Annotated in this window: 9 protein-coding genes and 1 rRNA gene; 7 read left to right on the plus strand and 3 right to left on the minus strand. The window is 27.5% G+C overall.

From position 1 onward, the window contains the following. From rrf to murJ, 3 genes are all read left to right on the plus strand, one after another. Positions 1 to 82: ribosomal RNA gene (gene rrf, locus BLP75_RS14900) — 5S ribosomal RNA — on the plus strand; the annotation flags it as partial. Between the two features lie 191 nt (positions 83 to 273). Beyond that, positions 274 to 3,810 carry a pyruvate:ferredoxin (flavodoxin) oxidoreductase gene (gene nifJ, locus BLP75_RS14905; RefSeq protein WP_092727334.1) on the plus strand — a complete coding sequence of 1,179 codons (3,537 nt, stop codon included), beginning with the start codon at positions 274 to 276 and terminating at the stop codon, positions 3,808 to 3,810. Between the two features lie 318 nt (positions 3,811 to 4,128). Continuing rightward, positions 4,129 to 5,694, plus strand: coding sequence for a murein biosynthesis integral membrane protein MurJ (murJ, locus tag BLP75_RS14910; RefSeq protein ID WP_092727335.1), 1,566 nt, complete (start codon positions 4,129 to 4,131; stop codon positions 5,692 to 5,694). Between the two features lie 99 nt (positions 5,695 to 5,793). Here murJ and BLP75_RS18200 read toward each other — a convergent pair whose 3' ends face one another. Next, complete coding sequence (locus BLP75_RS18200; RefSeq protein WP_170827957.1) at positions 5,794 to 5,967, minus strand: hypothetical protein; 174 nt, start codon at positions 5,965 to 5,967, stop codon at positions 5,794 to 5,796. A gap of 218 nt (positions 5,968 to 6,185) precedes the next feature. Here BLP75_RS18200 and BLP75_RS14915 point away from each other — a divergent pair, with 218 nt between their 5' ends. Beyond that, on the plus strand, positions 6,186 to 6,407 hold the full coding sequence (locus tag BLP75_RS14915; RefSeq protein WP_092727336.1) for a NifU family protein: 222 nt from the start codon (positions 6,186 to 6,188) through the stop codon (positions 6,405 to 6,407). 118 nt (positions 6,408 to 6,525) lie between these two features. Next, positions 6,526 to 9,717 (plus strand): ligand-binding sensor domain-containing protein, encoded by a 3,192-nt coding sequence (locus BLP75_RS14920; protein WP_092727337.1) that lies wholly within the window; start codon positions 6,526 to 6,528, stop codon positions 9,715 to 9,717. A gap of 99 nt (positions 9,718 to 9,816) precedes the next feature. Here the strand turns inward: BLP75_RS14920 and BLP75_RS14925 are convergent, their stop codons facing one another. Further along, the gene (locus BLP75_RS14925; RefSeq protein WP_092727338.1) at positions 9,817 to 10,215 is read right to left on the minus strand and encodes an HsmA family protein; all 399 of its coding nucleotides are present in this window, start codon (positions 10,213 to 10,215) and stop codon (positions 9,817 to 9,819) included. Positions 10,216 to 10,220: 5 nt separating this feature from the next. Beyond that, positions 10,221 to 10,652, minus strand: a complete 432-nt coding sequence (locus BLP75_RS14930; protein ID WP_092727339.1) for a MarR family winged helix-turn-helix transcriptional regulator — start codon at positions 10,650 to 10,652, stop codon at positions 10,221 to 10,223. 442 nt (positions 10,653 to 11,094) lie between these two features. On the opposite strand from BLP75_RS14930, the gene BLP75_RS14935 reads away from it, so the two are divergent. Further along, positions 11,095 to 12,081 (plus strand): ABC transporter permease, encoded by a 987-nt coding sequence (locus tag BLP75_RS14935; protein WP_092727340.1) that lies wholly within the window; start codon positions 11,095 to 11,097, stop codon positions 12,079 to 12,081. After that, on the plus strand, positions 12,065 to 12,958 hold the full coding sequence (locus BLP75_RS14940) for an ABC transporter permease (RefSeq protein ID WP_092727341.1): 894 nt from the start codon (positions 12,065 to 12,067) through the stop codon (positions 12,956 to 12,958). The genes BLP75_RS14935 and BLP75_RS14940 overlap by 17 nt, the downstream gene beginning before the upstream one ends. Positions 12,959 to 12,971 lie beyond the last annotated feature (13 nt).

A 12,971-nucleotide genomic window follows, 5' to 3' on the forward strand; every position in this document is an offset into this window, starting at 1 on the left:
CATTCCGAACACAGAAGTTAAGCTCTTTAGCGCTGATGGTACTTGGGGGGCGACCCCCTGGGAGAGTAAGACGTAGCCACGTAATCTTTTTTATTTTATTAAAAACAGCTAGATAATTTCTAGTTGTTTTTTTTATGAAAATAAGTCCAATTTTATTTATACAGCTATATTTGAATAAAAAATAAATTTTATAAAATGCGAGTATTAAATGACCTTTATGGAAAAAATGATAAGTAGGTAAACTTATATTATTTACATAGAAGGAGAAGCATTATGGCAAAAATAATTAAAACTATTGATGGAAATACTGCAGCAGCACATGTTGCTTATGCATTTACTGATGTTGCAGCAATATTCCCAATAACACCATCATCAAATATGGCGGAGTCAGTTGATGAATGGGCAGCTCAAGGTCTAAAAAATATTTTCAATCAAAGAGTAAATGTAGTAGAAATGCAATCTGAGGCAGGAGCTGCAGGTGCATTCCATGGATCACTTCAAGCGGGTGCTCTAACAACAACATTTACAGCATCACAAGGTTTATTATTAATGATTCCTAATATGTATAAGGTAGCAGGAGAACTACTTCCTGGAGTATTCCATGTAAGTGCACGTGCATTAGCAGCACAAGCCTTATCTATATTTGGAGATCATCAAGATGTTATGGCTGCACGTCAAACAGGATGTGTAATGTTAGCATCTGGATCTGTACAAGAAGTAGCTGATTTAGCTCCAGTAGCTCACTTAGCAGCTATAAAAGGAAGACTTCCGTTTATACATTTCTTTGATGGATTTAGAACATCACATGAAATACAAAAAATAGAAGTTCTTGAATATGAAGATTACGCTAAACTAATAGATAATGAAGCATTAAAAGAATTTAGAAATAGAGCATTATCACCAGAGCATCCAGTGACTCGTGGTACAGCTCAAAATCCAGATATATATTTCCAAACAAGAGAAGCAAGCAATAAATACTATGACGCAATAATACCAATAGTTGAAGATTATATGAAGCAAATGAGCAATCTTACTGGTAGAAATTATGGATTATTTAATTATTATGGACCAGAAGATGCTAAAGAAATACTGGTAGCCATAGGATCTGTAACAGAAACAATAGAAGAAACAATAGATGAATTAAACTCAAAAGGTGCTAAATATGGTTTGGTAAAGGTACATTTATATAGACCATTCTCTATGAAACATTTCTTAGATGTAGTGCCAAATAGTGTAGAAAAAATATGTGTACTAGATAGAACTAAAGAACCTGGAGCACCAGGTGAACCTTTATATCTAGATGTACGTTCAGTTTATTATAATGAAGAAAAGAAACCATTAATAATTGGTGGTAGATATGGACTGGGATCAAAAGATGTTACACCATCTGATATAAAGACAATACTTGATAATTTATCAAGTTCAAATCCTAAAGATCAATTTACGGTAGGTATAGTTGATGATGTTACAAATACATCATTAGAATCTACAAATGATTTAAAATTAGATCATAAAGGAACTATAAACTGTAAGTTCTGGGGATTAGGTTCAGATGGTACAGTTGGAGCTAATAAGCAAGCTATAAAAATAATAGGTGAGAATACTAAAAAATATGCACAAGCATATTTTGCATATGACTCTAAAAAATCTGGTGGAATCACAATGTCTCACTTAAGATTTGGTGATGCACCTATTAGATCAACATATTTAATAGACAATGCTGACTATATAGCATGTCATAACCAATCATATGTGAATCAGTACGATCTATTAAAAGGACTTAAAAATGGTGGTACATTTGTATTAAATACAATTTGGAGTGATAAAGAATTAGAGGAACATTTACCAGCTAAAATGAAAAACTTTATAGCTAAAAATAATATAAACTTCTATACAGTTAATGCCACTAAAATTGCTCAAGATATAGGCCTTGGAAATAGAATTAATATGATAATGCAATCTGCATTCTTTAAATTAGCTAATATAATACCAGAAGAAGAAGCGACAGAGTATTTAAAATCATCTATAAGTAAGGCTTATGGTAAAAAAGGTGAAAAAATTGTTAATATGAACTATGAAGCAGTTGAACAAGGTAAAAATGCACTAGTTAAGATAAATGTACCTGCTTCATGGGCAAATGTTGCTGATAATGTAGAGGTTAATGATAGAGAACCAGAATTTATAAAAAATATATTAAGACCAATAAATGCTCAAGATGGAGATAGTTTACCAGTTAGTGCATTTAATGGAATAGAAGATGGAACATTCCCAGCTGGTACAGCAGCATATGAAAAACGTGGTATAGCTATAAATGTTCCTGAATGGATTATAGATAATTGTATTCAATGTAACCAATGTGCATATATATGCCCTCATGCAACTATAAGACCGTTTTTATTAACAGAAGAAGAGGTAAATAATGCGCCTGAAGGATTTAAAACAAAGAAAGCTATAGGTAAAGGATTTGAAGGATTACAGTACAGAATGCAAGTAGATACTATGGACTGTACTGGATGCGGAAACTGTGCAGATATATGTCCTGCTAAGGAAAAAGCATTAGTTATGGAGCCTTTAGGAACTCAAACAGATGTTGAAATACCAAATTGGGAATATGCTGTTTCTAAAGTATCATATAAAGGTGATTTAGTGGCAGGAAAAACAGTTAAAGACTCACAATTTAAAACTCCATTAATAGAGTTCTCAGGAGCTTGTGCAGGGTGTGGAGAAACTGCATATATTAAATTAGTAACACAGTTATTTGGAGAAAGAATGATGATAGCTAATGCTACAGGATGTTCTTCTATTTGGGGTGGATCAGCACCTACAACTCCATATACTATAAATCATGAAGGAAAAGGTCCATCATGGGCAAACTCATTATTTGAAGATAACGCAGAATTTGGATATGGTATGTATTTAGGTGTTAAACAAATAAGAGCTAAGCTAAGAGATTCAATAAATGAATTAATATCAATAATTGATTGTCCAGAATCTAAAGAGTCACTTGAAAACTGGATAAGTAATATGGAAGATGGAGAAACATCTAAAGATGCGGCTAAAAAAGTATTAGAAATTATAGAAAATAAATCATTTACAGGTAGAGCTCAAGAACTTATTAATGAGATAAAAGAAAGAAAAGATTATTTAGTTAAGAGATCTCAATGGATATTAGGTGGAGATGGTTGGGCTTATGATATAGGATATGGTGGACTTGACCACGTACTTGCTTCAGGTGAAGATGTAAATGTACTAGTATTTGATACAGAAATATATTCCAATACAGGAGGACAGGCATCTAAATCTACTCCAATAGCAGCTATGGCTAAATTTGCAGCAGCTGGTAAGAGATCTAAGAAAAAAGACTTAGGTATGATGGCAATGAGTTATGGAAATGTGTATGTAGCTCAAGTTTCTATGGGTGCAGATAAAAATCAATTATTAAAAGCAGTAATGGAGGCTGAAAATTATCCTGGTCCTTCTTTAATAATAGCTTATGCTCCTTGTATAAGTCATGGATTAAAAGAAGGTATGGGAAGAAGTGTTGCAAATGAATCACAAGCTGTTGCTTGTGGATACTGGCACTTATATAGATTTAATCCTATGTTAAAAGAAGGCGGAAAAAATCCATTTAGCTTAGATTCTAAAGAACCAACAGCAAGCTTTAGAGATTTTATAATGGGTCAAGTTAGATACGCAGCAATAGCTAAACAATTCCCAGATGTAGCAGAGGAACTATTTAATATGACAGAACAAAATGCAAAAGAAAGATATAAATCATATCAAAGACTTGCAGAAAATAAAATAGATTAAAATTGATATTTAATATATAAAAGAAAGAGTACATACAACATATTTGTATGTACTCTTTTTGTAATGTGTGAAATATAATAAATTATTTTATAGTGATAATAATGTAGTTAAAAGTAGTGTTTTAAAATATATCAGATCAAAGAGTTTTAATAAAAAATTATACATATAAACATATTAGTATAGGCCAAAATGTTAAAAATTTTTATTATACATAGTAAATAGTTATAATATTAGTTATAATACTTTAATTGAGATATTATTAAAATAATTTACAAAGGGAAGAATATATAATATAGAAATTAGAATCGAGGATACATTATGTCTAAAACAACGAAAAAAACAGCCTTTATCCTTATGATAATAATACTAACATCAAAAGTAACTGGATTTTTAAGAGATATAGTACTAGGACAGATATTTGGAGCTGGAAATGTGACGGATGCATATCTTACTGCATTAAACATACCGGTGGTATTATTTGATGGAATAAGTGCATCATTAGGTACAACATTTATACCTATGTATTTCAGCATTAAAGATAAAATGGGTCAAGAAGAAGTGAATAAATTTACGAGCAATATATTAAATATAATTACAGGATTAAGCATTATATTTATAATTATAGGACTGATATTTACACCATATATAGTAAAAATATTTGCTATGGGATTTAAAGGAGAAGTATTAGATCTTACAATTTCTTACTCTAAGATATTATTATTTTCTATGATTTTCATAGCAGCCAATGGTTTAATATCATCGTTTTTAATAGCATCTGGTGATGCATATATATCTGGATTAGTTACTATTCCATTTAATATATTTGCTATATTAGCAATATTTTTAGGCTCAATGACTAATTCTTATATGATGGTATATGGAACATTATTTGCTTACATAGCTCAGTTAGTATTTCAAATTCCATTTTTAAAAAAGAAAGGATATAAGCATAAATTTATTATAGATTTAAAAGATGAAAATATAAAAAAAATACTGTATTTAATAGTACCTGTATTTTTAGGTTCATATGTTAATCAAATAAACACTGTTGTTAATAGAACTTTGGCATCAACATTAGAATCAGGTACGATAACGGCCTTGAACTATGCTAATAAATTAAACATGTTTGCAGTAGGTATACTCGTTATATCTTTATCAACAGTTTTATATCCAGTGTTATCAAAGCTTGCAAGTGAAAATAAATTTAAAGCTTTTAAATACAATCTTTCAAAATCTTTAAATATTATAATTATAACTATGGTGCCTGTTATGGTAATTACAATGGTACTATCAACTCCTATAATAAAAATGTTATTTGAAAAAGGATCTTTTGATTCGAGAGCGACTTATTTAACATCAACAGCATTGTTTTATTATTCTATAGGAATTGTAGCTTATGGGTTAAGAGATATTTTATCAAAAGCCTTTTATTCATTACAGGATACAAAAACACCGGTAAGAAATGCAAGCATATCAGTAATAGTTAATGTAATTTTATCTATAGTATTAGTAAAATATATGCAAATAGGTGGTCTTGCTTTAGCAGGTTCTTTATCTGCTGTTATAGCTACATTGTTAATGCTTGTATCCCTTAGAAAAAAAATAGGAAAATTAGGATTAAAAAGTACAATTATAACTTTTGTTAAAGTAGTTATATCATCATTAATAATGGGATATGTAATTCATATTTCATATGGATATATTATGCAAATAGGAATAAATATAATTGATGAAACAAGAGAGCTAATAGCTGTAAGTTGTGCTGTAAGTACTATGATTGGGATGCTAGTATATACTGCACTTACAGTAGTTTTTAATATAAAAGAAGCTAAAGAGCTAATAGATTTATCTAAAAATAAAGCGATAGCTTTAATACGTAGATAAAATTTAAACGCATAAAAAATCTCCTCATATAACTTATAGAGGAGATTTTTATGTGTTTAATTAAAACATATATTATATAATAAAATTAATTTGTATAAATTATTTCAAAAACTTACTAGTAACTGTTCCACCTACTAATGCTGGTAATATAGAATACGTTAAGCATAGTTTAATATTAACCAGAGTTAGGTCACCTTTAAAATTTAAACTATATAAACTTACAAAGAGTATATATATAAATAAGTATGAAAAAAAACGAAATTTTCGTACCATATAGCTACCCCCTTTAATGTTAAATTAATAACGTTTTCATTGTATACAATATAATTATAACTAAATTAAGGAACAATGTAAATAAATTACCAAAAAAGTAATAATATTTAAAAAATTTAAGGAATATCTATATTTAAAAGGAAAATATACAAAATTATAGAATTATTTATATAAATATTAATATTAATACAGAGAGGTTATAACAGGGGGAAATTAGCATGAAAGAAGAAGTAGCAAAAGTTTTAGAAAGAGTAAGACCGATATTACAAAAAGATGGAGGTGATGTTGAATTAATAGATGTTAATGAAAAGGGTGTAGTATTGGTTAGGTTACAAGGTGCTTGTAGTGGATGTCCTGGTGCATCAATGACACTAAAGATGATAATAGAAAATTTATTAGTAAAAGAGGTAAAAGGAGTTACACAAGTAGTTGGAATATAGTAAAAAGCGCTTATATAGGCGCTTTTTTTTAATTTGCCTTAATATGGAAAAATAATATATAGTATAGTATAATCTTAATTAACTATATAAATTTATTGTTAAAATTAAGGGGAAAAGGATGAAAAAAGTAAAAATATTGAGATTTTTAAGTATAGTTATTATATTAGCTGGATTATTAAATAAAAATATAATTAACTCAAATGCTTCTGAAATAAATTTTAGAAATATAAGAAATGAGGACGGATTATCACAGTCAACTGTTGAAACTATAATCCAAGATAAAAAAGGATACATTTGGATAGGGACAAATGATGGATTAAATAAATATAATGGATACGAATTTAAAGTATATAGGCATGATGATAAATTAGGAAAAAGTATAGCGAATAACTATATAGTTGATTTGCAAGAAGATAAAAATGGGAACATATGGGTAGGGACTGCTAATGGATTAAGTAAAATAAATACAAAAAATGAAGAGATAAAGAACTATTTTTCTGATAAAAAAAGAGGGAATTTATCGCACAATAATATTGGGGATATATTAATTACTAATAATAATGAGGTAATTATAGGAACATCTAATGGATTAGATATGTATGATAAGGAACATGATACATTTAAAAAAATATTATCAAAAGATAACGATCTAACTAGTCAATATATACGTTCTTTAGTACAGGATAAAAATGGTTATATATGGGCAGCTACTAAGAATGGTTTAAACAAAATAGATTTGAAAAATAATAAAGTAGAAAAATTTTATAGCGAACCTGGAAAAAAAAATACTTTAAGTGAAAATAATTTATACGGTCTTTATTGTGACGATGAAGGGTATATATGGGTAGGAACTTATAATCAAGGTTTAAATAAAATTAATATAAATACTAAAGAAATATCTATTTATAAAAACAATCCTAATGATGAGAATTCTATACCAGGCAATTATATAAGAGATATATTTAAAGATAATAATAATGATATATGGGTAGCTACCGATAAAGGCTTGGCTAAACTAGAAAAGGGAAAAGGGACTTTTAAAAGTTATGATAGTAAGATTTATGATAAAAACAGTTTAATAGGAGATGAAGTATTTACTATAATTCAAGATAAAAGTGGTCTTATATGGGTGGGAACATATTCAGGAATTAGTATATTTGATCCAGATAATAATATAAAACATTATAAAAATAATCCTTTAGATCCTAATTCATTAAGTGAAAATGCAGTTCATGGTATATATGAAGATAAAGATGGTTTAGTATGGGTAGGTACAAATTCAAATGGCGTAAATATTATAGATAGAAAAGATGATAAAATTTTACATATAAATAAAAAAACTACAAGTAATGCTTTTAGTGATGATTGTATAAATGATATAACTGGAAAAGATAATATAGTTTATATAGCAACAAATAATGGAGTAAATAAAGTAGATAAAGATAAAAAAACTATCACTGTTTATAATAAAAAAGATGGTATATGTGAAGATAATATAAGATCATTGTTATTAGATAGTAAAGGATACCTCTGGATAGGAACAAATGATGGTGTCAGTATATTAAATACTGCTACTGATGAAATACATGATATAACAGGGGATTTAAATAAATTTGGAATAGATAAATTGCATGCTAAAGTTATATATGAAGATAAAGATGGCGTTTATTGGATAGGATGTTTTGTTAATGGAGGATTAATAAAGATAGACCCACATAGAAATATAATTAAAAAATACAAAAGCAAAGATAATGATAAAAGAACTATAAGTTCAGACACAGTTAGAAGTATAACTGAAGATAAATCAGGAAATCTATGGATAGGTACTAGTTATGGCTTAAATAAATTAGATAAAAATACTGAAGTATTTACTAGATATACAACTTATAATGGATTGCCAAATAATATAATTTATGGAATACTACCAGATGAAAAAAATAATCTTTGGATTAGTACTAATAAAGGAATATCAAAATTTGATTATAAAAATAAAAAGTTTAAAAATTTTGGAATAACAGAAGGATTTCAAGGGAATGAATTTAATGGAAATGCAGCGATAAAAAATAGCAAAGGAGAAATGTTTTTTGGTGGAATAAATGGATTAAATATTTTTAATCCATCACAAATACAAGAAAAAGAATATACTCCAAATGTTCAATTTAATGATTTTGAGGTTAGTGGGAATCATTATAATAATATAGATGGAATGGAATTTAAACATTATGAAAACTTCCTCAATGTAGATGTGTTTTTGCCAGATTATAGTAATGTAGAAAATGTTCAATATTACTATCTTTTAGAAGGGGCAAATGATGAATGGAGAAAGATAGATTCAAACGATATAAACTATAATAATCTAGCTCCTGGTAAATATACTTTAAAAATAAAAGCTAGAAGCCATAATGGTAATGAAACAAAAGAGAATTCTATTTCATTTACTATAAAGCCTCCGTTTTATAAAAGCGGTATAGCTTTTATATTATATCTATTAATAATTATCATAATTATTTATTCTTATATAAACAGAATGAAATATTTAGATATGTTAGTTGCTAAAAAGACAGAAGAATTAAGCCAAGAGATGGAAATAAGCAATGAATTATTACAAAAAGTAATAGAATTAGAGCGAAATAAAAATAATTACTTTATAAATTTATCTCATGAATTAAGAACACCTTTAAATGTAATTTATACTACTGAGCAACTGATAACGGAGTTTAATAAAACAGGAAATGGAATAGAACAAGAAAAGTTATCTCAATATATGGCAGTTATGAGGAGAAATACAAAAAGATTACTTACATTAATAAATAACTTAATTGATACTACAAAAATTGACCACGGTAAATATAAAATAAATCTACAGGAAAATGATATAGTTTATATTGTAGAAGAAGCCACATTATCTTTAAAAGATTATATAGAAAGTAAAGGAATTGAGTTAATTATTGATCCAGAGATAGAAGAAAAAATGATTATGTGTGATGCATATGAAATAGAAAGATGTATAGTTAACTTAGTTAGTAATGCAGCAAAGTTTACTCCAAGTGGAGGAAAAATAGAAGTAAGTATAAAAGAAGTAAATGATAGAGTTATGATATCTGTTTCAGATACTGGCGTTGGAATTGATCCTAAATATCATGATTTAATATTTGATAGATTTAATCAAATAGTTGACGCACATGCTGAAGTAAAGGGTGGAAGCGGTCTAGGATTAACAATAACAAAACATATAATAGATCTTCATAATGGAGAGATATATGTTGAAAGTAAAGTAGATAAAGGATGTAAATTTATCATTATATTATAAATAAAAAATAGTGTATTTAAAAACTTAAATACACTATTTTTTTAGTTTTCACGTATAAACAACGTACGAATAGTTGGAGTTATAAGTGAAGCGAATTTTTTAGGCCATCATACCTATAAACATACCTATAAAATATGGTATAAGCCATATAGCCCAAACTACTATACTAAATTTATGGAAGAATTTCTTTTTATCTTCATTTCCTTTTAATAAAACATATGTTGCCCATAAAGCATGAAATAGCATTAATACTATTGCTAAAAATCCTGTAATACCATGTAAATTTTGAGTAAAACTAGATGTAACAATAGAAGCAGATGATTTAGCTATTTGACCCATAGTTAGGGTACCAAGTGTATCACATATTAAACCACACCAGAAGATAATAACATGTGTTTTATTTAAAGTATTAGCTTTTCTTTCACTAAATACACCGATTGTATAAAGTACTAGAGCTGATGTAATAAATACTATTGCCATTATTAATTTTGAATCCATAAATATCACTCCTTAATTTTCGATAAAATATTTCTTAAATTTTCAACTAAGTTATTTAATTCCTCTTCACTGCAATCCTTGAATATATCATCAAAGCTATGTTGCATTTTTTCTTTAAAGTTAATTGCAAATTCAAATCCTTTTTTAGTGAATTTTAGATAAGTATTTCTTTTATCATTTTCTTTTTTAAATTTTTCAACAAATCCATTTTGCTCTAATCTACTTACTATGCCTGATACAGTACCTTTAGCTAAAGACATTTGATCACACAAATCTGAAATAGTCATTTCTCTATTGTGAGCAATTAATTTAATAACTATAACTTGTTGATGCGTTAATCCATTTTCCTTAAAATTATCTTCAATAGAGTACATTGTTTTAGAGTAAAGTTCTTTCAACAACATAGCAATTCTAAATGCATCGCAATTCGAATTCACAGTATCATCTCCTAAAATAAAATAGTTCCTATGCGAACTAATATAATATAAAGTATATTAAAAGTCAATAGTTTCTGTGCAAACTATTTTTGGATATACAAAATTATATTAAATAATAAATAAAAGATATGTTTTAATCAAACAATTAAAGTCAAATTTAGATAAAAAATTTGTTTACTTTTAAAATAAGTAGTGCTAAAATTATCCTGTAAAGAAAAGTTGAATAATTCTGAAATTAGAGCCATGAAGGTTTTACACAATAAGTGTATACTTTTATGGCTTTTTTACGTTTAAACAAATTATGATACTTCATAATCTTTAAATAATTACTGAAATTGATCAACATCATACATTATGATTAGAATAAAAAATGTACTTTTGAGCAATGGATTAAGTCGTTGGCAACATAATCGAAGCGAATTTTTTTATAAGGGGTGTTACTTTGGGGATAAATATATTAAAAAAAATAATTCAGTTTATAGGTGTAATGCTTTTATTATCTATAGTTGTATTTTGTATATCAAGATTAGCTCCTGGGGATCCATTAAAATCCTATTACGGAGAGACTGTTGAAAGAATGAGTATACATGAAAGAGAGAATGCATTAGACAAACTAGGCTTAAATGAACCTATATATATTCAATATGGGAAATGGGTATCTAACTGTTTAAAGGGTGATTTTGGAATTTCATTTAAATATAAGCAACCAGTTACAACAGTAATAAAAGATGTATATATAAATACTTTAATTTTAGGTGGATTAGGATATGTATTAACTTTTGTATTAGCATTGATATTGGGTATATTTTGTGCATTACATGAGGATAAGTTAATAGATAAAGTTATATGCAAATTTGGTACTATAACTAATTGTATCCCGTCATTTTGGGTATCGTTAGTATTAATATTAATTTTTAGTATTAATTTAGGAATTTTACCAACTAGTGGAGCGTATTCTATGGGCAAAGAAAGTGATATAGCTAATAGAATAGTACATTTAATTTTACCTATAACCGTTTTGATATTAAGTCACTTATGGTATTACACATATATGATAAGAAATAAATTATTAGATGAAATTAGAGAGGATTATGTTTTACTTTGTAAAGCTAAAGGAATGCATAATAAAGCAATAATATATAAACATTGTCTAAGAAATATAATGCCTACATATATAAGCATAATGGCAATCTCAGTACCTCATATATTAGGAGGAACCTATATTGTAGAACAAGTATTTTCATATCCAGGTTTAGGATCTCTTTGTTTTGAGAGTGCAAAATACCATGATTACAATATGCTTTTAATATTAAGTTTATTAACTGGAGCTTTAGTAGTAACTTCAAATATGGTTGCTCAGGTTATTAACAATAAAATAGATCCTAGAATGAAACATAATAGAGGTGAAAATAGTGAGATTGCAATATAGTGACTTTGAAGTGGTAGGTGCAAATTATCTTAAACAAGAAAATGTAGAAATAAAAAATAAAAAAAATAAAAATATGCCATATATATCCGTTGGAATCTTAATACTAATAATTTTATGTTGCTGCTTTAATAAGCAAGTAATGAATCATGATCCAAAGTATATGGATTTAATAAATTCAAGCTTATCTCCAAATAAAGAATTTTATTTTGGAACAGATTCTATGGGAAGAGATATATTTTCAATGATATGGTATGGTGGAAAAATATCTTTATTTATAGGAATATTATCGACTATAATCTCAACATTTATAGGAATAGTATATGGAAGTATAAGTGGAATAGCATCAGAATTAATTGATGATATTATGATGAGGCTTACAGAAATTATTTTAAGTATACCATCTATATTAGTAATAATATTTGTTCAAGCTATACTAGGAAAGTCTACACCTATATCTATTTCAATAGTAATAGGAATTACTAGTTGGATGAATATAGCTAAAGTTGTAAGGAGCGAAGTGAGGCAAATTAGGAATAGCGAATATATATTAGCAGCAAGAACTATGGGAGGCAGCTATATGTATATAATATATCAACATTTAGTTCCAAACTTTATATCATCAATAATGTTTATGGTAGTAACGAATATAGGAACAGCAATAGGAACTGAATCTACTCTTAGTTTTTTAGGAATAGGACTACCGTTAGAAATTATATCATGGGGAAGTATGTTATCCTTGTCAGAGCAATCATTATTGACCAATCAATGGTGGGTAATATTAATACCAGGGATATTTTTAGTAACAACGTTAGTTTGTATAACTAATATAGGAAATTATATAAGAAAACTAAATAATAAAAAGCTGAGTAATATATAAAAAATATAGCAAA

The sequence above is a fragment of the Romboutsia lituseburensis DSM 797 genome (assembly GCF_900103615.1).
Classification (GTDB): Bacteria; Bacillota; Clostridia; order Peptostreptococcales; family Peptostreptococcaceae; genus Romboutsia_F; species Romboutsia_F lituseburensis.